The organism is Thioalkalivibrio sp. ALE31 (genome assembly GCF_000377405.1).
Taxonomy (GTDB): Bacteria; Pseudomonadota; Gammaproteobacteria; order Ectothiorhodospirales; family Ectothiorhodospiraceae; genus Thioalkalivibrio.
In genome coordinates this window covers 42,697-62,440 of sequence record NZ_KB905020.1, presented here as the reverse complement: position 1 = coordinate 62,440, position 19,744 = coordinate 42,697, and the positions used below count along the sequence as shown (strand labels likewise).

Sequence of the window (19,744 nt, the reverse complement as noted above, 5' to 3'; positions counted from 1 at the left end):
CCGGCGCCCGGTGTTGATTGCATTCGAACGCGGCCCGCGCGCCTCAGGCGTTCGAACCCGAGCTTTCCTCGGCCGCGTCGGCGAGGATCGAGTCGGCCCGGAACATCGCCTTGATCCCGCGCAGCGCCTGGCGGGTGCGCTGTTCGTTCTCGATCAGGCTGAAGCGCACGTGGTCATCGCCATAGTTGCCGAACCCGATGCCCGGCGAGACGGCCACCTTGGCGTCACGCAGCATCTTCTTCGCGAACTCCAGCGATCCCATCTCGCGGTACGGTTCCGGGATCGGGGCCCAGACGAACATGGTCGCCTTCGGCTTTTCCACCTGCCAGCCGAGCTTGTTGAGGCCGTCGCAGAGTACATCCCGGCGCACGCGGTACAACTCGCGGATCTCCTCGACACAGTCCTGCGGACCTTCCAGCGCCGCGATCGCGGCCACCTGGATCGGGGTAAAGGTCCCGTAATCGAGGTAGGACTTGATGCGCGCGAGGGCGGCCACCAGCGTCGGATTGCCGCACATGAAGCCCACGCGCCAGCCGGGCATGTTGTAGGTTTTGGACAGGGTGTAGAACTCCACCGCAATGTCCTTGGCACCCGGCACCTCGAAGATCGACGGCGCCTTGTAGCCATCGAAGCTGATCTCCGCATAGGCCAGGTCGTGCACGATCCAGATGCCGTGTTCCTTGCAGATCGCCACCACCCGCTCGAAGAACTCGAGATCCACGCATTGCGTGGTCGGGTTCGCCGGAAAGTTCAGGATCAGCATCTTCGGCTTCGGCCAGGAGTCCTGGATCGCCCGCTCCAGCTCGGCGAAGAAGTCGACATCCGGCGTCAGCGGCACATGGCGCACGTCGGCGCCGGCGATCACGCAGCCATACGGATGAATGGGATACGCCGGGTTCGGCACCAGGACGGCATCCCCCGGCCCCAGGGTCGCCAGTGCCAGGTGCGCCAGGCCCTCCTTGGAACCGATGGTCACGATGGCCTCGGTCTCCGGGTCCAGATCCACGTCGAACTGGGTCTTGTACCAGCGTGTGATCGCACGACGCAGGCGCGGGATGCCCTTGGACACGGAGTAGCGATGGGTATCGCCGCGCTGGGCCGCCTCGCACAGCTTGTCCACGATGTGCTGCGGCGTCGGCTGGTCGGGGTTGCCCATCCCGAAGTCGATAATGTCCTCGCCACGGGCGCGGGCCTCGGCCTTCAACTGGTTCACGATGTTGAAGACGTAGGGCGGGAGGCGCTCGATACGGGGGAAGACGTCGGTCACGGGTCTGGGTCCTGGTTGGGGCCTTGGCGGTTGTTTTCCGGGACCCTGAAGGCCCCTCCGGATGCCGCACCGGAAAGCGCGCCAAAGTATAACCCGGGCCCGGACCTGTCAACGAATCGGGGCGCCGCCGCCCTTTGGTGAGGGCGCGCATTCTTGAGTCATTCACGGCGCCGGAGTAGCGTACGCAGCATGCTGTTCTCCGAAGTCACCAGCGAAGAGTCCTACATCGTGACCGGCTACGAGACCGGTCGCGTCGGGATCAATCAGGTGGCCCACAGCCGCAGCCTGATTGTCCGCCCGCACCAGCTGCAAACCGACTGGCCGGTGCAGGCGGCGGACGAGCTGCGGGTGGATCACCTGCAAGCCGTACTGGACACCCCGCCCGAGGTGCTGCTGATCGGCACCGGCGAGCTGCAGCGGTTTCCGGACCGTGCGGTCTGGCGACACCTTCGCGCTCAGGGGCTGGGCGTGGAGATCATGGATACCGCGGCGGCCTGCCGCACCTACAACCTGATCATGGCGGAGGGCCGCGACGTCGCCGCAGCTCTGATCATCGAGGGGTAGTCGGACCACCGCCCGGGGAACCCGGGTCAGGAGTTCGGCAGGACCTCGTCGCCCTTCATCCCGCGCGATTCGAGCAGCTTGCGCAGCCGCTTGAGGGCATCCATCTGAATTTGCCGCACGCGTTCGCGGGTCACGCCGATCTCCGACCCCACCTGCTCCAGCGTCGAGCGTTCGAAACCGTGCAGCCCGAACCGACGCACCAGCACCTCGCGCTGCTTGTGATCGAGTTCCGCCAGCCAGGCCTCCACCAGATGGTGGAGGTCCTGATCCTCCAGCAGTGTAGAGGGCTCCGGGGCATTCGCATCGGCCAGGATATCGGTCAGCGAGCGGTCCCCGTCCGGGCCCGACGGCAGGTCCATCGAGGTCGAGGGCTCGGACATCGCGCGCAGCTTCTGGATCTCGGCCACCGGCTTGCCGAGGCGCTGCGCCAGCTCCTCCTCGCTCGGGTCGCGGCCGAGTTCCTGGGTCAGGTTGCGCGCGATCCGCGCATGCATGCGCAGTTCCTTGCTGACATGCACGGGAATGCGGATCGTCCGCCCCTGATTCATCAGGGCCCGCTCGATGGTCTGGCGGATCCACCAGGTCGCATAGGTGGAAAACCGGAACCCCCGCTCCGGGTCGAACTTCTCGACCGCGTGCATCAGACCGAGGTTGCCTTCCTCGATCAGATCCAGCAGTGGCAGCCCCCGGTTGAGGTAACGCCTGGCAATCTTTACCACCAGCCGCAGGTTGCACTCGATCATGCGGCGCCGACCGGCGTCATCGCCCTGACGTGCCAGCCGGGCGTACTTGCGTTCTTCATCGGGGGTCAGCAGCGGGCGGTACTCGATATCGCGCAGGTAGATCTGGATGGCATCCAGCTCGGCCGGCCGGGCATCACGCAGGGTCTTCGGCCGCACGGGGGCCTCGGTTTCCGGCTCAAGGCCAACCGTGACCTCGGGGGCCACCTGCGCCGCGTCGTCCTCGGCATCTTCAGGATCTTCGGGGGCTTGCATGGACTCGACCGGCCGAGCCAGATCTTCGGGCAGCGCCTCCCCGTCTTCGTCCTCGGCCGGGCCTTCGGTCAGGCGTTCGTCATCCAGTTCCGGGTCCACCGGCTGCCGGGTCTTGGCCATGTAGTGTCCTGCTCTTGATCGTTTCAGCGATCCGGGAGATAGCGCGTCGGGTCTACCGGCGTCCCATCCACCCGGATCTCGAAATGCAGCATCGGGCGCTCGGCCCCCGACGAGCCCAGACGCGCGATCGTGTCACCCGCCTGCACCCGGTCACCCTCCGAAACCAGCAGTTCATCGTTGTGCCCGTAGGCGCTGAGGAACCGCGCATCGTGTTTGAGGATGACCAATCGACCATACCCCACGAGACCGCCGCCTGCATAGACCACTTCGCCGGCCCGCGTCGCGCGGACGTTATCTCCACGTTCGCCGCCGATCGCCAGGCCTCGCCGCGTGCCGCTACTGGAGAAGCCGCGCAATACCTGGCCGTCCGCGGGCCATTGCCAGCCCCCCGGATCGGCAGGCGCCGAACTCGGACTGGAACTCGAACTGCTGGAGGTCGAGCTGGACGCCCCACTGCTGGAGCTGCTGCCACTCCCGGAACTGCCGGACGAGGACGATCGCGAACTCGGCGCGGACGATGCCTGAGGCGCGCTGGGCGGGGACGAGCGGGCGGCGCCCCGCAGCCGCAGGCGCTGCCCCGGGTGGATCAAATAGGGGGCATCGATCGCGTTGCGCCGCGCGAGGTCACGCCATTCGAGCCCATAGCGCTGGGCAATTCGATAAAGCGTCTCGTTGCGCTGCACGACGTGCGTATCCGGCATCGAGGCCCCGCTCCCGCTGGGGGCCCGCGCCGCGCAACCGGCCAGCGTGCCCACGATCAGGGCCAGCAGTACGATCGTCAGCACCCCCTGAACCGCGTGCAGGCGCATCGGTCAGTCCATGACCAGGTAAACCGCCATGACCGCGACCAGCAGGATCACTGCGGCCCAGCCCAGGCGTTCCATGTACGGGCGCAGGTGCTGCTCCGCGCGCGGACCGGCCCAGGCCATGAACAGCGCCACCAGAAAGAAGCGCAGCCCGCGCCCGACCAGCGAGGCGATGAAGAACGGCAGCAAGGCCATCGACAAGGCCCCGGCGGTGACGGTGAACAGCTTGTAGGGGATCGGCGAGAAACCGGCAATCAGCACCACCCATACCCCCCAGGTCGCGAACCAGGCCTCGGCCTGGCGCAACTCCTCGCCATACCCCACCTGCTGCAACCAGGGGCCGATCCACTCGAACGCCAGCCAGCCAATCAGGTAACCCAGCAGACCGCCGAGGGCAGAAAACAGTGTCGTCAGCGCGGCCAGACGCCAGGCCGAGCGCGGGCGAGCGGCCGCCATGGGCGCGAGCATCACGTCCGGCGGGACCGGAAAGAACGAGGATTCGGCGAACGAAAGCCCGGCCAGATAGCGCGGCGCATGGGGGTGACGGGACCATCCCATCACCCGGTCGTATAGGGGCTCGAAGAGCTTCATCGGCACCACACCACCATCGGCTCAGTCACACCCACCCGGAAGGGGCGCCACCCGCGTCACTGCTCGGCCCCCGGCAGCATGGGCACGAACATCACGGCATCCAGGATGTCGCGCACGTAGGCCTCCTCCGTCCGGGTGTAGCGCACCAGTTGCTGGCGCCCGTCCGGACCCTCCACCGGCGCGACCAGTCGGCCGCCCAGCGCCAGCTGGGTAAGCAGCGCCTCCGGCACCTCCCGGGGCGCCGCGGTCAGGATGATGCCGTCGAACGGCCCCTTCTCCGGCCACCCTTCCCCACCGTCGCTATGGCGCAGGTTCACGTTGTTGATCCCCAGACGACTGAGAAGCTCGCGCGCGTTGCGGCTCAGCGCCTGGATGCGTTCCACCGAAAACACCCGATCCACGATCTGGGCCAGCACGGCGGCCTGATAGCCCGAGCCCGTCCCGATCTCCAGGACCGTGCGCGGGCGATCACCTTCCAGCAGGGCCTCGGTCATCCGCGCAACGATAAAGGGCTGGGAAATGGTCTGGCGATGACCGATCGGCAAGGCCGTGTTCTCGTAGGCACGGTGCCCCAGAGCCTCTTCCACGAACAGGTGGCGCGGGATGCTGCGCACGGCCTCCAGGACCCGTGGATCGCGAATCCCCTGCCCCTCCAGGATCCGGACCAGGCGATCGCGCGCCCGCTGCGAGGTCAGGCCCGCGCCGGCGGCATCAGGAACCATGCCCAGCCTCCGGCAGGGAATCGTCCAGCCAGCGCCCTACCGTATCGATCGCGTCAAAGCGGGTCAGGTCCACCTGGATCGGCGTGACCGAGACATACCCCTCGCGCACCGCATGGAAATCCGTACCGGGCCCGGCATCCTGTTCCGAACCGGCCGGCCCGACCCAGTAGATCGGACGCCCGCGGGGGTCCTCGTCCGCGATCATCGGCTCGGCCCGGTGGCGATGCCCCAGGCGCGTGGCCTGGACCCCGCGGATCTCGGCGCGCGGCAGGTCGGGGACATTCACGTTCAGGATCGTGGCCGCCGGCAGCGGAACGCGATTGATGCGGTCCAGCAGCTCGACCACCACGCTCGCGGCGGCGTCGTAATGGCGCAGGTCCGGCCCCACCAGCGAGACCGCGATCGCCGGGAGTCCCAGGAAGCGCCCCTCCATCGCGGCGGCGACCGTGCCCGAATAAAGCACGTCATCCCCCATGTTGGCACCGGCATTGATGCCGGAGATCACCACGTCCGGTTCCTGCTGCAAAAGGCCGGTGATCGCCAGGTGGACACAGTCGGTCGGCGTCCCGTCCACCTGCACGTCGCCCCCCTGAAGGTGACGCGTGCGCAGCGGCCGCACCAGGGTCAGACTGTTGCTGGCGCCACTGCGATCGCGGTCGGGCGCCACCACATGGACCTCGGCAATCCGGCGCAGATGCGTCGCCAGGCACTGAATGCCCGGGGCGTGAATTCCATCGTCGTTGCTAACCAGAATGCGCATGCAGGAAAGGGGCCGTTGAGAGGGCTCTTAATATACTGGAAACCGTCCGGGCCGGGCCCGTCGATCGACACGATCGCGCCCGCCCCCCGAAAAGTGCGAGTATCCTGCCATGAACTCCGGGGATGATCCCAACGATTTCGACGAATTCCTGCAGGCGGTTGGCAACGTTCGTCGACTCCACAGCGATCAGGCCGACGTGCGGCCGCCGCGACCCGCCGCCCGGGCCCGCCAGCGCGACGCCGACGAGGCCCAGGCCCACGCCGACTGGCTCAGCGATCCACTCAACGCCGCTGACCTGCAGCCCGGCGATGAACTCCGCTTCACGCGCCCGGGGATCAGCCAGCGGGTATTCCGCAAGCTGCGCGGCGGGCATTACCGCATCCAGGACGAGATCGACCTGCATGGCCTGTTCGCCGACGAGGCGCGCCGCGCCATCGGCCTGTTCCTCGACGATGCCCGCCGGGAAGGAGCCCTGTGCGTTCGCATCGTGCATGGCAAGGGACTGCGCTCGCGCCAGCAAGGCCCGGTCCTCAAGGGTCTCACCGACCACTGGCTGCGCCAGCGCGACGATGTACTCGCCTTTTGTTCCGCACGTCCGGCCGACGGTGGAACCGGGGCGGTCTACGTCCTGCTCAAACGTCCGCGCAACCCGGATTCCGCTCGCTGAGGGAGACGCTGATTTAATCGCACGTCCGCGTTGGTGCCCCCTGTTTTCCGAGACAAGGCGCGTCGTGCAGCGGCTAGTGGTTCTACCCGCCCGTTTCTGATGGATTCGGGGCGCAACGCAGGATCGGGCCATATTCATTCAGAATCGGGGGGCACCAACCCCACAAGCCATTGAAAGCAGGGGCTCGGCCGCTTTTGCGCGGGAACGGCGTTGCGGTTCCCTTGTGCAGAATAACTGCACGGCAGTCACCGCGCCTTGTTCGCACGCAAAAGCGACTCGAGCGCGGACGTACGATTAAATCAGCGTCTCCCTGAGACCCCATGCGCACGGGCCGTGACCGCCCCAACCAACGGCACACTCACATACGGCCCTTGCCATATTCGCAATTCGCGATATTCACGCTTAGACTGAGTCGAGGCCTGTGAGGTGCGCTACGGAAACCGGAAACCCGGTGGGCTATCCTTTCCGTACGCCCTTCCTTGCATTCCAACCACGATCGGTCCATGCTTTGTACAGCTCTTGTATAGGTACAGGACGCAACGGACTCTGCACTGCGAGGTATTTGCCATGAAGAACTGGAAGCTTGCCCCCCTGGCCCTCGGCCTGATCGCATTCACCGCCGGCAGCGGCTACGCCAGTGCCGACACGATGCCCCAGCTGAGCCAGGATGATCTGCAGGAACGCATCGCCGCCAATCGTGACGCCATCCAGAAGTTCGCCAGCACCCTGCAGGGCGAGCTGATGTCCGCCATGCAATCCGGCGGCCCGACCGAGGCCATCCAGGTCTGCAACGAACGCGCCCCCGAGATTGCACGTGACATCTCGGCCGAGACTGGCATCGAGATCGGTCGCACCAGCCTGAAGCTGCGCAACCAGAACAACGCCCCGGACCGCTGGGAGCGCCTCACCCTGCAGGGTTTCGAGGCCCAGCACGCGGCCGGCACCCCGGCCGCGGATCTCCCGCCCCGCTTCGGCGTGGTCGAGGCAGAAGACGGCGAGCCGAAGTTCCGCTTCATGGCCGCCATCCCGACCGGCGGGGCCTGCCTCACCTGCCACGGGTCCGAGGTCAGCGGCGAAGTAAAGCACGCGCTGGAACGCCTTTACCCCGAAGATCAGGCAACTGGCTTCCGCGAGGGTGACGTGCGCGGCGCCTTCACCGTGACCCAGGAAATGTGAACCTTGGTGTGGTCCCGGCGAACCGCCCGGGCCCCATACAGAAAGGCCGCCTCCGGGCGGCCTTTTTTGTGTCTGCGCCACGCGAAATCATCCCGGCTGGTGTCCGATTTTTGAACACAGTGGCACCGGAACGTGCTATTTTCGTGCCATACAAGCGCGGGGGTTGCGCCCGGTACCGGGCCCTGGCGCGCTCGACTCGCAGACCAGATCGCTACACGTTTATGACCCGAACGATAGACGCCGAACTCCTCGCCCTCGCCGTGGATGCCTCCAATGACGGCATCGTCATCGCCGAGCGCGAGGGCGATGACAACATCCTGATCTATGTGAATCGGGCCTTCGAAGAACTCACCGGCTACCGCTCCGAAGAGATCCTCTACCGCGATTGCCGGTTCCTCCAGGGCACCGACACCGATCAGGAGGTACGCCAGGAGATCCGCTCGGCCATCGAGGAAAACCGCCCCTGCCGCGTGACCCTGCGCAATTACCGCAAGGACGGCAGCCTGTTCTGGAACGAACTGTCGCTGACCCCGGTATTCAACGACGAGGACCGGCTCACGTACTACATCGGCATCCAGAAGGACATCACCGACCGCGTGGAGGCCGAACAGCGCGCCGAACGCGCCGAAAGCAAGCTCAAGAACTCCGCCTGAGCCCGCCCCGGTCAGCCCGACCGGTCCGCGTCCCGCGCGTTGCCAATCGCGTCCAGGACCCCCGTCGCATATTCCCCGGCCCCCAGTTCCAGCGACAACCACAGGTCGTCGCCCCCCCAGCGCCATGCAAGGGCCCGGGGCACCATGCGCAGTGATCGGCGGGCGGCCCGGACACCCTCCTGCTCCAGCCCTTCCGCCAATACCGGTTCTTCTGCAGCGATGGCCGCCTCCAGCGCCGCCACCTCGCCCGCCGTCTGCATGGCGCCACGGCCCCACAGGGGCCCGGTCGGGTGGATGTCCAGGCGGGCGGCACGGGCCTCCAGCTCGGCATCCACCTCCGGTACCGCGAACACGCTGCCGGAGCCTTCCAGATTGGCCACGTCCCCCGGCAACAGCCGGTCCCAGTCGCCACGGCGCACGCGGGCCGCGAGTACCGCGTTGAAGATCGCCGAGCGCGCGGCGGAGAGCAGGAGACTGCGCTGATTGCGGCTGCGCGGCGCCCGCCCGCCACCCAGCCAGACGCGCGCCCGCTCCAGATTATCGCGACCAAAACGCTGCGCACCGAAGTAGTTCGGGATGCCACCATCCCGCACCGCCGCCAGGATCGATTCCGCCGCCGCCCGGTCACCCTGCACGGCACCCAGCCGGATCTCGAAGCGGTTGCCGGCCAGGTGGCCGGTGCGCAGCTTGCGCGCGTGGCGCACCATGCGCAGCACCCGCATCCAGCTACCCGTCGCCTCGGCCTCCTGTGCGATATTCCAGGCCTCGGCCCGGCCGGCCCAGTCCGGCTCGGACTCGGGCGGGCACTGCACGCTGAACCACTGGCGGGTAACGGCCTGACGGTCCTTGCGCCCGGCGTAGCTCACCCGGCCGCGTCCCGCACCTGACTCGCGTCCCAGCCACACGGCCACGTCCTCGGAGTTCAGCAGGCGCTTCTCGATCTCCAGCCAGACATGCTCGCCTTGCCCCTCGGGCGTCGTGGCGGGTACCTCCTCGACCCGAAAGTCCTCCGGCTCCGCCTTGATCGTGGCGACCAGCGGCGGCAACCACGGGTAGGGAGTGGCGTCGTTTTCGGTTTCCCGGCTCATCGCGGCGTGGCCGGGCGGGCGACATCGTTGCGGATATACTCCGGCTGCGCATACTCGGGGGCCACGGCCTCGCCGCGCTCCCAGGCGTCCACCCCCAGCAGGGCGATCTCGCGGGCATCCGGCAGCGCGTCGGGATCCACGGCGGCCATGGCCAGCCCCTGCGCGGCCGCCAGTTCAGGGTAGGCGGCAAACGCGGAGCCCAGACCGAAACGCTCGCCCTCGGGCCAGGCAGGCACCAGGCTGGCAGGCGCCCCGACCTGTTCCGCCGCCGTCTCCACGCGGTCCCCCCGGACCGGACAAAGGCTCCAGTAAATCTCGCCCATGCGCGCGTCCAGTGCCGCCAGTACGGCTGCCGGCCGTCGCCCCTCCCGCAGCGCCTGCTGCGCCAGGGCCTGCAGCGTGGAGACCGGCACCACGGGGCGATCCAGCGCGAAAGCCATCCCCTGTGCCACCCCCAGACCGAGGCGGACGCCCGTGAAGGCCCCGGGGCCGCGGCCCACCGCCACGCCATCCAGGCTGGCGCGCGGGATATCCGCCTCGCGCAGCAGCTGTTCCACCTGCCCCAGGATCAATTCCCCGTGGCGCCGCGCCGCGCGCTCGGCAACGCCAAGGATCTCGCCATCGAGATACAGGGCGGCCGAACACTGTTCAGTTGCGGTTTCGAGCGCAATCAGGCGCATGTATTCGTCTCCCGGGCCTGCTCCAGAAAGCGCAGCGCGGCCGCCGGTTCCCGGGTGCGATGGAACGGCGGCAGGCTGGCGAGAAAACGCCGACCGTAGGATTTTCCGGTCAGGCGCGGATCGCACAGGGCCAGGATGCCGGCATCATCAGCATCCCGGATCAACCGCCCCGCGCCCTGCTTCAGGGCCAGCACGGCCTGCGGCAGGGTGAACTCCATGAACGGCGAGCGACCTTCGGCCTCCAGCGCGGACGCGCGCGCCTGCAGGACGGGATCGTTGGGCGCGGCGAACGGCAGGCGATCGATGATCACGATCGACAGCGCCTCGCCGCGGATGTCCACCCCTTCCCAGAAGCTGTGGGCCCCCAGCAGCCAGGCCGTCCCCGACTCGCGAAACCGCGCCAGCAAATCGCCCCGCGGCTGTTCGCCCTGGACCAGCAGCTCGCGATCGCGGGGCAGTTCGGCGCGCAGGATAGCGGCCGCCTCCTGCAAGGCCCGGTGACTGGTAAACAGGAAGAACCCGCCGCCCGGGTTGTCCCGCAACAGCGGCCACGCCCAGGCAATGCAGGCCCGGGTATATCCCGGATCGTTGGGATTGGGCAGCGGTGGCTGCGGATGCACCAGGCAGGCCTGACGGGGAAAATCGAAGGGACTGTCCAGGCGTTCACTGGCCACGTCCGCGGGGAGTCCGAGCCGTCGCGCCGCATGGCTGAAGTCCTCTCCCACGGCGAGCGTGGCCGAGGTAAAGATCCATGCCGCCGGACGCGCGGCCCGGCGCTGCGCGAGCGGACGCGCCGCATCCAGCGGCGTCCGATGCAGCGTCAGGCTCTGGCTGAAGCGCTCGGCCCAGGCCACGGTATCCGGGGTCTCCTCGCGCCATTCCCGCAGGCGCTCCAGCAACAAGGCGCTGCGCCCGCGCAGCTGCTCCAGCCCCGGCGCCCGCGCCGCGGCGGCCTCCAGGGCGTCCCCGACAAACCCCAGGGTCGCGTCAAGGCGGTCCAGCAACGGATCCAGGGCACCCTCCGGGTTGACCGTATCCCAGCTGGAACGCCCCTCCCAGGTCCGCGACGCCTCGAGGAACTCGGCGACGCACGCCTCCAGTTCCGCGACCCGCTGGCGAATGTCCAGCATCTCCGGCGCATGCTGTTCCTGTTCACGCCGCGTGTCCCGCGCCAGCTCCCGCAGGGCGCGCGTGCCGACGGCAATCCCGAAGAACGATCCGGCAATATCCGGCAACTGGTGCGCCTCGTCGACGATCACCGCGTCCACCTCGGGCAGCAGTTCTCCGAAGCCCTCCTCCTTCAGGGCCATGTCCGCGAGCAGCAGGTGGTGGTTGACCACCACTACGTCCGCCTCCTGGGCACGCTTGCGCGCCTGCACCACAAAGCAATCGTTGTAGTTCGGGCATTCCCCGCCCAGGCAGTTGTCCACGGTCGAGGTCACCTGCGGCCAGAGTCGCGAGTCCTCCGCGAGGATCCCGGCCAGCCCCAGATCCCCGGTGTCACTAGTGCGCGCGAACCGCTGCAGGGCCTCGATCACCGGCAACTGGTCACGGCGTACTCCGCCACCGGTCGCGCCGCCCGCCTCGGCCGCTGCCAGTTCCAGGCGATAGTGGCAAAGGTAGTTGGCCCGGCCCTTCAGCAGGGCTGCGCGCGGGCGATAGCCCAGCGCCTCACAGACCACCGGGAGATCGCGTTCGAAGAGCTGGTCCTGCAGGGTCTTGGTACCGGTGGAGATCAGGGCGCGGCGGCGCGCCTGCAGGATCGGCACCAGATAGGCGAAGGTCTTGCCCACCCCGGTGGCCGCCTCGACCAGCAGGGCGGTGGGTGCGGTGGCCAGGGCCTCCTCAACCGCCACGGCCATGCGCTGCTGCGGCTCGCGCGGGCGAAAGCCGGCAACGGCCTCCGCCAGGTCGCCCCCCGGGCTCAGGGCGTGAACGGCCGCCGATCCCGCCGCCGCGTCAGACAACGTCGGCTTCCAGACGGCGGATCGCCTCGCGGGCCTCCTCGGCACCGGCGGCATCGCCCAGGGCCTCGCGCGCCGCGAGGATCACGCGCCAGTTTTTCAGCCCGAGCTCGCGGTCGGTCCCACCCGCCAGCCGCAGGGAACGCTCCGCCAGGCGCTCGGCCTGTTCGTGGCGACCCTGTTCCAGGCGCAGCACGGCCATCTGATGCCACAGGCCCGCATCCCGTGGCGCAATGCGCAAGGCCCGTTCCAGGCGTTGTTCCGCGCGCGCGGTATCTCCGGCCTGGCGCGCCGACTCGGCCTGCTGGGCCAGCTGCAGGGCCGCGCCAGGGGTTGGCTCGCGTTCCGGCTCGGGTGCATCACGCTCCTCTTGCGCCGGATCCTCATCAACGGCCCTCTCGGTCGCGTCGGGCGCGGGCGCGCCGGCATCGCGGGGCGCCGGGGTCGCGCAGGCCGCCAGCACAAGCGCCAGCGCAACGACCCCCGCACCCTGCACGGCCCGCCAGCCGCCGTCGGCCATCCAGGCCTCTCGGGACCGGTCCTCTGCAATACGGAACATCTTCAACGAAATAACCTCTCGAACCAGCCCTGCGAGCCGGAATCACTGCCCAGGTCGCACTCGGCGCGCCCTTCGGGCCCCGAATTCTGCCAGAACGGCAGCGTCTTCACCGCCTCGCAGGCATGGTCCTCGTTTTCCACCCGCAGGCCGGAGGCCAGGTCCACCTCCTGATAGCCCACGCCGGGGTGGCCTTCCAGCCGCAGAGAGTGCACGCCTACCCCCGCCATGATCTCCGCCCAGACCGGCGCGGCGGAGACGCCACCGGTGAGTCCGGTCGGGCGATTGTCGTCCATCCCCAGCCAGACCACCGCCACATGCCGATCATCGAAGCCGGCGAACCAGCTGTCCCGAAAGTTGTTCGTGGTACCGGTTTTGCCAGCCACCACCTGACCGTTCAGCCGCGCCGCGATCCGCCGCCCGGTCCCCTCGCGAGTCACGTCGTGCAGGGCATGGGTCAGGACGCGCACGGAACCATCCGACACCGCCCCCTGGAGCGACAGGCCGTAGTGGGACAGGACCTCGTCGTTCTGATCCAGGACATCCCGGATCACCCGGGTACCCGTCGCGTAGCCGCCGTTCGCCAGCGCCTGGTAGAGCCCGGCCACCTCCAGCGGTGACAGCTCGATCGCGCCCAGCGCCAGCGAAGGCAACGGGGCCGGCGTCCGCTGCAGCCCCAGCGTCTGCAGCAGGTTGACCACCTGGGAAATACCGATCTCCTCCGCCAGGCGGACGGTCGCCACGTTGTAGGATTGCACCAGGGCCTCCCAGGCCGTGACCGTCCCCCGGTTCTCGCGATCGAAATTGCGCGGTGTCCAGGGCTCCCCGTGCGGCAGCTGCAGGGTCAGCGGGCTGTCATCCAGGAGGGTCGCCAGGGTGTAACGATCCGGGTTGGTCAGGGCCGCGAGATAGACGAACGGCTTGATCACCGACCCCACCTGGCGCTGGGCCTCCACGGCCCGGTTGTACCCGGGATAGCGCGGGTTGCGATCCCCCACCACCCCCAGCACTTCGCCCGCCTGCGGATCGGTCACGACCGCCGCGGCCTGCAGGTTGTCGAGGTCGGAACCGCCCCCGCGGCTCCGGACCAGCTCGTCCACACCCCGCACCAGGCGATCCTCCAGCCGCATCTGCACCACCGGATCCATGGTCGTGAAGATCCGCAGGCCCTCGCTGCGCAGATCCTCGTCCGCGTAGTCGGCCCGCAGCTCACGCCGCACCAGGTCGAGAAAGGCCGGGAAACGGCTGCGCCCCTCCGGCATTACCGGGGAGACATCAAGTGCGGTTGCCAGGGCCCGATCCACGCGCTCGCGACTCGCCAGACCGGTCTCCGCCATCGCCTCCAGGACCCGGTCGCGGCGCTGCGTGGCCCGCTCCGGGAAGCGGCGCGGATCGTAATAACTCGCTCCCCGCGCCAGACCGACCAGCAACGCCAGCTGATCCAGGCGCAGTTCGTTCAATGGACGCTGATAGTAGAACTGGGCCGCCTGGCCAAAGCCATGGATCGCCCGCTCGCCGGTCTGCCCGAGGAACACCTCGTTCAGATACGCCTCGAGGATCTCCCGCTTGTCGTAGCGGTGTTCCAGCAACAGGGCCATCACCGCTTCATTCAGCTTGCGGCTCAGCGTCTGCTCGCGCGTCAGGTAGAAGTTCTTGACCAGCTGCTGGGTCAGCGTGCTGCCCCCCTGGACCGTGCGCCCGGCACGCAGGTTGGCGACCGCCGCGCGCCCGATGCCCACCGGATCAATCCCGCGATGCGACATGAACCGCCGGTCCTCGATCGCCAGCAGCGCCCCGATCAGCTCGCGCGGTACCTCGTCGATATCGACCAGGATGCGATCCTCACCATGGGTCGGATAGATGCTGCCAATCAGCAACGGCTCCACCCGCATCAGGTCCACATTGCGGCCCCCGGACTGCTCCGCCACCGACTGCACCCGGCCGTTCGCCAGGCGCACGCGTACCGAATGGGCCGGCTCCGGTCCGTCCCCAAACGTGAACGGCCGGGTGGTCAGCCGCACGGTACCGCCGCTGACGTGAAACTCGCCCGGGCCCGAACCCTCCGGCGTCTCGCGGTAGTTCAGCGCGCGCAGCTCCATCTCCAGCGCATCCGCCGTCAGCGGGCGGCCGGCATACAGCTCCAGCGGCCGCGCATACACCCGGGCGGGCAATGCCCAGCGCTGGCCCTCGAACCGTTCGCGGATCTCGCGGTCCAGATGATGGACATAGAGCCCCCCGATCCCCACGGCGGCCAGCAGCAGGCCGGCCAGGGTCCAGCCCCCCGCGCCCAGCAGGCGCCGGACCCGCCCCCTGCGGGGCGCGTTTCGATGACGGGGACGCTGGCGGCTCTTTCGTGGCATGGACTGGCTGGGGGGCGACGTGACCGGAACGGCTGCAATGGTAACCTGACCGACAAGCAAAAACGGGTGCATGCCCGGCGATTCCGGGAAAAACATCCGGCGCCGACGCTCGCCCGCCTGAACCTCCAAGCGGAGCCCCCATGACCGAACTGGAACAGCACCAGAAACGCCTGCGCCAACTGGTCCAGGGCAACGGCTTCCCGACGCCCCTGCCGGACACCAGAGCGGTTCGGACCATCGAGACCCATATCTCCACCGTGATCCTCGCCGGCGACGAGGCCTACAAGTTCAAGAAACCGCTGGATCTCGGCTTTCTCGACTTCACCACGCTGGACGCCCGCCGCCATTACTGCGAGACCGAGCTGGAGATTAACCGCCGCCTGGCGCCCCAGCTCTATCGGGAGGTCGTGACCCTCAATGGTGACGACGCGCATCCGGTCATCAATGGCGACGGACCCGTGCTCGACTACGCCGTGCGCATGCGTCGCTTCGACCGCGAGCGTCAGCTCGACCGACTGCTGGACCGGGACCGGCTCCCCACGGCGGCCATGGATGCGCTCGGTCACTGCATTGCGGCCTTCCATGAGCGCACCGAGCGGACCGATGCTCAATCCGAGTACGGGACCGCCGAGGCCGCGACCCAGCCCATGCTGGACAACTTCCCGGCCCTGTCCGAATCGGTCACCGGCGCCTCGGATCGGGCGCGCCTCGAGCGCCTGAAACAATGGACTCGAACGGAAATCAATCGGCTGTGGACCTTTCTTCAGGAACGTCATGATGCCGGGTTCGTGCGCCACGGCCATGGTGACCTGCACCTCGGGAACCTGGTCTACGTCACGGACGAGAATGGCGACGAGGTCCCGGTCGCCTTCGACGCCATCGAATTCGATCCCGCCCTGCGCTGGATCGACGTGATGTCCGAGATCGCCTTCACCACCATGGATCTCCTGGCCCGCCGCTCCCGCGCCCATGCCTGGCGGCTGCTGAATGCCTATCTCGAGGGGCGCGAAGACTTCGAAGGCCTTGCCCTGCTGCCGCTGTACCAGGTCTACCGTGCCCTGATCCGGGCCAAGGTCCAGGGCATACACGGAGCCGAGCCCCAGCTGCCGTCCGATGAACAAGCGGCCCACCGGGCGGAGATGAGTCGCTACCTCGCCCTCGCGGACCGGTTGACCGAGGCTGGCTCGCCGCGCCTCGTCCTGATGCACGGCGTCTCCGGCAGTGGCAAGACCGTCGTCAGTACCCAGGTGCTGGAGGCCCTGGGGGCGATCCGGCTGCGCTCCGACATCGAGCGCAAGCGGATGGAGGAGCCGGTGGACTACAGCGCCGCCGGGCGCGCCCGGATCTACGAACACCTGTTGCAGCGCGCGGAACGCCTGCTGTCGCTCGGACTCACCGTCGTCGTGGATGCCACCTTCCTCACCCGCGAGCAACGTGCTCCGTTCCAGGCTCTGGCCCGACGCCATGCGGCCGGGTTCGCCGTGGTCGCCTGCCAGGCGCGCGAAGACGTTCTGCGCGAGCGCCTGGAGCGCCGCGCTCGCGCGGGCACCGACGCCTCGGATGCCGGTATCGAGGTCATGCAACAGCAGCAGCCCCAACAGGAATGGCCGACCGATGCCGAAGGCTGCATCGAGGTCGCCCCGGATGCACCGCTCGACCCCGATGCCCTCGCGCACCGCCTGCTCCAGCCCGTCGCAACCTGAGCAACGCGCTACAATGAGGCCCACGAGCACCACAGTCCGCCCGGAAACCGGAGACACCCCCATGCATCGTTGCCGTACTGGCCCGTTCGACCGCCTCCGCCAGGCCCTTGCACCGCTCGCCGCCTGCGGGCTGCTGGCGCTGGGCTCTGCGGCCCAGGCCGATGCCCTGCTCCACTATGTGGACGACGAGGGGCTGGAGAGCCAGATCCTGGTGCGCGGTGACATCGTTCGCATGGAGCTGAACGAGGCGATCAGCGGCACCTCCGGCTATATGCTGTTCGACGCCACCAACGACCAGCTGACCGTCGTGGACGACACCGAACAGACCTACACCCCGCTGACCCGCGAGGTTATGGACCAGCAAATGCGCGCGATGACCGATATGGTCAGCGATCTGCGTCGCCAGATGGAGCAGCTTCCGCCGGAGGTGCGCCAGCAACTGGAATCGCAACTGGGCATCGGCGCGGAAGGCTTCGATGCCGAAATCAGCACCCGGACCACCGGCGAGCAGCGCGAGATCGGCGATTTCGTCTGTGACGAGCACGAGGTCCTGATCGATGGTCAGGTGCAGAGTACGGTCTGCGTGTCGGACCCGGCCCGTCTGGGATTGGAGGAACACGACTTCGCCACCCTGGGCGCCCTGATGGATCGCCTGTATGAGCTGTCCCTCAGCGCCCTCGAGGCCGGTGGCCCGATGGCCTCGCAGATGGGCGCGTCCCTGCTGCCGCGCGTGGATGGCATCCCCCTGGAGGTCAGCGAACACGACGGCGTGACCACTCGCCTCGCGGGCATCTCCACCGACGACCTGAGTCCCGAGCTCTTCACTGTCCCCGACCGCTATGCCGAACGCGATCTTTTCTAACACCGTCCCGCGCTTCCTGCCCCTCGCTCTGGTGGGCAGCGGCCTGCTGTTCCTCGCGGCCTGCAGCGCCGGCCCCGAGCCGCGCGGCACGGAGACCGCCACCACCATCGCCACCCCCCAGCCGCTGCCGCAGGGGCCGATGAGTCCCGCACCCGAGGCCGGTCTGGAGCGCTCGGAGGTCGTCCTCACGGCCCTGGGGCACCTGGACACGCCCTATCGCTACGGGGGAACCGACGCCTCCGGACTCGACTGTTCCGCCCTGGTGCAGCGCGCCTACCGCGAGGCCGGTCGCAGCGTGCCGCGCACCACTCGCGACCAGGCCCGGGCCGCCACGCGGCGCGACGGCGCCCCGGCGCCGGGTGACGTCGTGTTCTTCGCGATCAACGGGAGTCAAATCGATCACGTCGGGGTCTACGTGGGAGACGGACGTTTCGTACATGCACCCAGCTCCCGGGGCCAGGTGCGTATCGAGCAACTGGACAACCCCTACTGGGCCCCTCGAACCCGGTTTGCCGGTCATTTCTTCGACTGAACCCGGCATCCCGGAAAACGCGGTGCCGGCCGCCCCGAGGGGCGTTGGCGGCGACACCCGCCCTCGCTCATCCAGCCTTCGAACCCGCTACCTGAGGAAGGAACCATGAAAACGACCAACCCCGTAACACGCGCATTGCGGACCTCGGCCCTCGCCATCACCCTCGGGCTTGGCGTCGGCTTCGCCACCAGCACCGCGCACGCATTCGGCCCCGAGACCGTGATCGAGACCCAGGAACGCGTGGTGTACAGCGTCGAGGGCGAGTTCGACTTCTACTACGAGATGATCGAGGACGCCATCGCCGCCGAGGGACTGGTGATCAACAATCGCGGCTACATTGCCGACATGCTGGACCGCACCGCCGACCAGGAAAGTGGCGAAGGCCTGTACCTGAACGGCATGTCCGTCGATTTCTGCAGCGCCACCTACTCGCGCGCGACCATGGATGCGGACCCTCACAACATCACCTTCTGCCCCTACGTGATCGCAATCTACGAACTCTCCGACGAGCCCGGTACCATCTACGTGGGCTACCAGCGCGTCCCGGAGATCGGCGACGAGCCCTCCGCGGAGGCCCTGCGCGACGTCAACAAACTGGTCGACCGCATCGTGCAGAACGCCCTGTCCTTCTGAACCAGGCGGCCCGTCCGACACGAAAAAGCCCGGGCCTTGCGGCTCCGGGCTTTTTCTTTCCGGGCCGCAACGTGCAACCCGGTGTGACGCCCCCCTCAGGGCGTCTGATCTTCCTCTGCCCCTTCCTTCTTAACTGGAAGCAGGACCTGTCGATCCACGCCCAGCATCAAGGCCGCCGTCGCCGCGATGAAGATGGACGAGTAGGTCCCGACAATGACCCCGATGATCAGGGCGATCGAGAAGTTCTGCAATGCAGCCCCCCCGAGGAACGCGAGCGAGAACAGTACCAGCAGGGTCGTGGCACTCGTCACAATGGTACGCGCCAGGGTCTTGTTGACGGCATTGTTCATCACCTGCTCCGTCCCCTGCTTGCGCAGGACCCGGAAGTTCTCGCGTATTCGGTCATACACGACGATGGTGTCATTCAGCGAGTAGCCAATCACCGCCAGTACCGCCGCCAGCACGCCCAGGTCGAACTCCAGCTGCAGCAACGAAAAGATCCCCAGAGTGATCAGGACGTCGTGTACCAGGGCCAGAACCGAACCGATGGAAAACCGCCACTCGAAGCGAACCGCCACGTAGATCAGGATGCCCGCCAGGGCATAAATCATCGCCAGGCCGCCCTGCTCGCGCAGCTCCTCCCCGACCGCCGGGCCGACAAACTCCACCCGACGCAGGTCCGGGTCCTGCGGTCCGCCATCCTGCAGTGCATTGAGCACGCGGTTGGACAGCATGGCAGGATCGTCGTCATCCTCGCTTGGCGGCAGACGGATCAGCACATCGCGCGAGGTCCCGAAGGTCTGCACCTGGGCCCCGGCAAAGCCCCCGGCCGCGAGGGTCTCACGGATCGGATCCAGCTCGACCGCCTCGGGATAGCCGACCTCCACCAGGGTGCCCCCGGTAAAGTCGATCCCGAAGTTCAAGCCGCGGGTTGCGAGCATGGCGATGGAAGCGAGGATCAGGATCAGCGAGATGGCGATCGTGATCTTGCGCTTGCCCAGGAAATCGATGTTCGATTCGGCGAAATTCAGATGCGGAAGCATGC

General features: G+C 67.9%; 20 protein-coding genes. 8 read left to right on the top strand and 12 right to left on the bottom strand.

What is annotated here, in order from left to right:
- Positions 1 to 43 precede the first annotated feature (43 nt).
- Positions 44 to 1,267 (bottom strand): alanine transaminase, encoded by a 1,224-nt coding sequence (gene alaC, locus D103_RS0100325; RefSeq protein WP_018875376.1) that lies wholly within the window; start codon positions 1,265 to 1,267, stop codon positions 44 to 46.
- Between the two features lie 189 nt (positions 1,268 to 1,456).
- On the opposite strand from alaC, the gene D103_RS0100320 reads away from it, so the two are divergent.
- Entirely contained in the window at positions 1,457 to 1,831 is a 375-nt protein-coding gene (locus tag D103_RS0100320; protein ID WP_018875375.1) for an Mth938-like domain-containing protein, read from the top strand.
- Positions 1,832 to 1,857: 26 nt separating this feature from the next.
- Here the strand turns inward: D103_RS0100320 and rpoS are convergent, their stop codons facing one another.
- From rpoS to surE, 5 genes are read right to left on the bottom strand one after another with little or no spacing between them, the layout of a single operon-like run.
- A complete protein-coding gene (gene rpoS, locus D103_RS0100315; RefSeq protein ID WP_018867405.1) occupies positions 1,858 to 2,946 on the bottom strand; it encodes an RNA polymerase sigma factor RpoS in 1,089 nt (362 codons plus the stop codon).
- Positions 2,947 to 2,969: 23 nt separating this feature from the next.
- Positions 2,970 to 3,755 (bottom strand): peptidoglycan DD-metalloendopeptidase family protein, encoded by a 786-nt coding sequence (locus D103_RS0100310; protein ID WP_026279289.1) that lies wholly within the window; start codon positions 3,753 to 3,755, stop codon positions 2,970 to 2,972.
- A gap of 3 nt (positions 3,756 to 3,758) precedes the next feature.
- Positions 3,759 to 4,343 (bottom strand): YqaA family protein, encoded by a 585-nt coding sequence (locus tag D103_RS0100305; protein ID WP_018867402.1) that lies wholly within the window; start codon positions 4,341 to 4,343, stop codon positions 3,759 to 3,761.
- A gap of 56 nt (positions 4,344 to 4,399) precedes the next feature.
- Positions 4,400 to 5,065: a protein-L-isoaspartate(D-aspartate) O-methyltransferase gene (locus D103_RS0100300; protein ID WP_018867401.1), complete on the bottom strand. Its 666-nt coding sequence runs from the start codon at positions 5,063 to 5,065 to the stop codon at positions 4,400 to 4,402.
- Positions 5,055 to 5,825, bottom strand: coding sequence for a 5'/3'-nucleotidase SurE (surE, locus tag D103_RS0100295; RefSeq protein ID WP_018875374.1), 771 nt, complete (start codon positions 5,823 to 5,825; stop codon positions 5,055 to 5,057). Before surE ends, D103_RS0100300 begins: the two co-directional genes overlap by 11 nt.
- A gap of 109 nt (positions 5,826 to 5,934) precedes the next feature.
- On the opposite strand from surE, the gene D103_RS0100290 reads away from it, so the two are divergent.
- The 3 genes from D103_RS0100290 to D103_RS0100280 all read left to right on the top strand — a co-directional run bounded on the left by D103_RS0100290 (position 5,935) and on the right by D103_RS0100280 (position 8,321).
- Positions 5,935 to 6,492 (top strand): Smr/MutS family protein, encoded by a 558-nt coding sequence (locus D103_RS0100290; RefSeq protein WP_018875373.1) that lies wholly within the window; start codon positions 5,935 to 5,937, stop codon positions 6,490 to 6,492.
- Positions 6,493 to 7,059: 567 nt separating this feature from the next.
- Positions 7,060 to 7,668, top strand: coding sequence for a DUF3365 domain-containing protein (locus D103_RS0100285; protein WP_018867398.1), 609 nt, complete (start codon positions 7,060 to 7,062; stop codon positions 7,666 to 7,668).
- A 221-nt stretch (positions 7,669 to 7,889) separates the two neighbouring features.
- Positions 7,890 to 8,321, top strand: a complete 432-nt coding sequence (locus D103_RS0100280; protein ID WP_026280209.1) for a PAS sensor domain-containing protein — start codon at positions 7,890 to 7,892, stop codon at positions 8,319 to 8,321.
- 11 nt (positions 8,322 to 8,332) lie between these two features.
- On the opposite strand, the gene truD is transcribed toward D103_RS0100280, so the two are convergent.
- The 5 genes from truD to mrcB are packed head-to-tail and all read right to left on the bottom strand — an operon-like array spanning position 8,333 to position 14,969.
- Positions 8,333 to 9,409, bottom strand: coding sequence for a tRNA pseudouridine(13) synthase TruD (truD, locus tag D103_RS0100275; protein ID WP_018875371.1), 1,077 nt, complete (start codon positions 9,407 to 9,409; stop codon positions 8,333 to 8,335).
- On the bottom strand, positions 9,406 to 10,089 hold the full coding sequence (gene tsaB, locus D103_RS0100270; protein ID WP_018875370.1) for a tRNA (adenosine(37)-N6)-threonylcarbamoyltransferase complex dimerization subunit type 1 TsaB: 684 nt from the start codon (positions 10,087 to 10,089) through the stop codon (positions 9,406 to 9,408). Before tsaB ends, truD begins: the two co-directional genes overlap by 4 nt.
- On the bottom strand, positions 10,080 to 12,056 hold the full coding sequence (locus tag D103_RS0100265; RefSeq protein WP_018875369.1) for an ATP-dependent DNA helicase: 1,977 nt from the start codon (positions 12,054 to 12,056) through the stop codon (positions 10,080 to 10,082). Before D103_RS0100265 ends, tsaB begins: the two co-directional genes overlap by 10 nt.
- Positions 12,049 to 12,573, bottom strand: a complete 525-nt coding sequence (locus D103_RS0100260; protein WP_018875368.1) for a tetratricopeptide repeat protein — start codon at positions 12,571 to 12,573, stop codon at positions 12,049 to 12,051. The genes D103_RS0100265 and D103_RS0100260 overlap by 8 nt, the downstream gene beginning before the upstream one ends.
- Positions 12,574 to 12,614: 41 nt before the next feature.
- The gene (gene mrcB / locus D103_RS0100255) at positions 12,615 to 14,969 is read right to left on the bottom strand and encodes a penicillin-binding protein 1B (protein ID WP_018875367.1); all 2,355 of its coding nucleotides are present in this window, start codon (positions 14,967 to 14,969) and stop codon (positions 12,615 to 12,617) included.
- Between the two features lie 140 nt (positions 14,970 to 15,109).
- Here mrcB and D103_RS0100250 point away from each other — a divergent pair, with 140 nt between their 5' ends.
- The 4 genes from D103_RS0100250 to D103_RS0100235 all read left to right on the top strand — a co-directional run bounded on the left by D103_RS0100250 (position 15,110) and on the right by D103_RS0100235 (position 18,699).
- Entirely contained in the window at positions 15,110 to 16,672 is a 1,563-nt protein-coding gene (locus D103_RS0100250; RefSeq protein WP_018875366.1) for a bifunctional aminoglycoside phosphotransferase/ATP-binding protein, read from the top strand.
- Positions 16,673 to 16,733: 61 nt separating this feature from the next.
- Positions 16,734 to 17,534 carry a hypothetical protein gene (locus tag D103_RS0100245; protein WP_018875365.1) on the top strand — a complete coding sequence of 267 codons (801 nt, stop codon included), beginning with the start codon at positions 16,734 to 16,736 and terminating at the stop codon, positions 17,532 to 17,534.
- Entirely contained in the window at positions 17,512 to 18,066 is a 555-nt protein-coding gene (locus D103_RS0100240) for a C40 family peptidase (RefSeq protein WP_018875364.1), read from the top strand. Before D103_RS0100245 ends, D103_RS0100240 begins: the two co-directional genes overlap by 23 nt.
- A gap of 105 nt (positions 18,067 to 18,171) precedes the next feature.
- Entirely contained in the window at positions 18,172 to 18,699 is a 528-nt protein-coding gene (locus tag D103_RS0100235; protein WP_038028148.1) for a DUF302 domain-containing protein, read from the top strand.
- 95 nt (positions 18,700 to 18,794) lie between these two features.
- Here D103_RS0100235 and secF read toward each other — a convergent pair whose 3' ends face one another.
- Positions 18,795 to 19,742 (bottom strand): protein translocase subunit SecF, encoded by a 948-nt coding sequence (secF, locus tag D103_RS0100230; RefSeq protein ID WP_018875362.1) that lies wholly within the window; start codon positions 19,740 to 19,742, stop codon positions 18,795 to 18,797.
- Positions 19,743 to 19,744 lie beyond the last annotated feature (2 nt).

Coding starts and splice junctions, on each gene's coding strand:
- secF (WP_018875362.1), bottom strand. CDS start 19,742: ATGCTTCCGCATCTGAATTTCGCCGAATCGAACATCGATTTCCTGGGC.
- mrcB (WP_018875367.1), bottom strand. CDS start 14,969: ATGCCACGAAAGAGCCGCCAGCGTCCCCGTCATCGAAACGCGCCCCGC.
- D103_RS0100320 (WP_018875375.1), top strand. CDS start 1,457: ATGCTGTTCTCCGAAGTCACCAGCGAAGAGTCCTACATCGTGACCGGC.
- truD (WP_018875371.1), bottom strand. CDS start 9,409: ATGAGCCGGGAAACCGAAAACGACGCCACTCCCTACCCGTGGTTGCCG.
- D103_RS0100240 (WP_018875364.1), top strand. CDS start 17,512: ATGCCGAACGCGATCTTTTCTAACACCGTCCCGCGCTTCCTGCCCCTC.
- rpoS (WP_018867405.1), bottom strand. CDS start 2,946: ATGGCCAAGACCCGGCAGCCGGTGGACCCGGAACTGGATGACGAACGC.
- D103_RS0100280 (WP_026280209.1), top strand. CDS start 7,890: ATGACCCGAACGATAGACGCCGAACTCCTCGCCCTCGCCGTGGATGCC.
- D103_RS0100245 (WP_018875365.1), top strand. CDS start 16,734: ATGCATCGTTGCCGTACTGGCCCGTTCGACCGCCTCCGCCAGGCCCTT.
- surE (WP_018875374.1), bottom strand. CDS start 5,825: ATGCGCATTCTGGTTAGCAACGACGATGGAATTCACGCCCCGGGCATT.
- D103_RS0100250 (WP_018875366.1), top strand. CDS start 15,110: ATGACCGAACTGGAACAGCACCAGAAACGCCTGCGCCAACTGGTCCAG.
- D103_RS0100290 (WP_018875373.1), top strand. CDS start 5,935: ATGAACTCCGGGGATGATCCCAACGATTTCGACGAATTCCTGCAGGCG.
- D103_RS0100260 (WP_018875368.1), bottom strand. CDS start 12,573: ATGGCCGACGGCGGCTGGCGGGCCGTGCAGGGTGCGGGGGTCGTTGCG.
- tsaB (WP_018875370.1), bottom strand. CDS start 10,089: ATGCGCCTGATTGCGCTCGAAACCGCAACTGAACAGTGTTCGGCCGCC.
- D103_RS0100310 (WP_026279289.1), bottom strand. CDS start 3,755: ATGCGCCTGCACGCGGTTCAGGGGGTGCTGACGATCGTACTGCTGGCC.
- D103_RS0100300 (WP_018867401.1), bottom strand. CDS start 5,065: ATGGTTCCTGATGCCGCCGGCGCGGGCCTGACCTCGCAGCGGGCGCGC.
- D103_RS0100235 (WP_038028148.1), top strand. CDS start 18,172: ATGAAAACGACCAACCCCGTAACACGCGCATTGCGGACCTCGGCCCTC.
- D103_RS0100305 (WP_018867402.1), bottom strand. CDS start 4,343: ATGAAGCTCTTCGAGCCCCTATACGACCGGGTGATGGGATGGTCCCGT.
- D103_RS0100285 (WP_018867398.1), top strand. CDS start 7,060: ATGAAGAACTGGAAGCTTGCCCCCCTGGCCCTCGGCCTGATCGCATTC.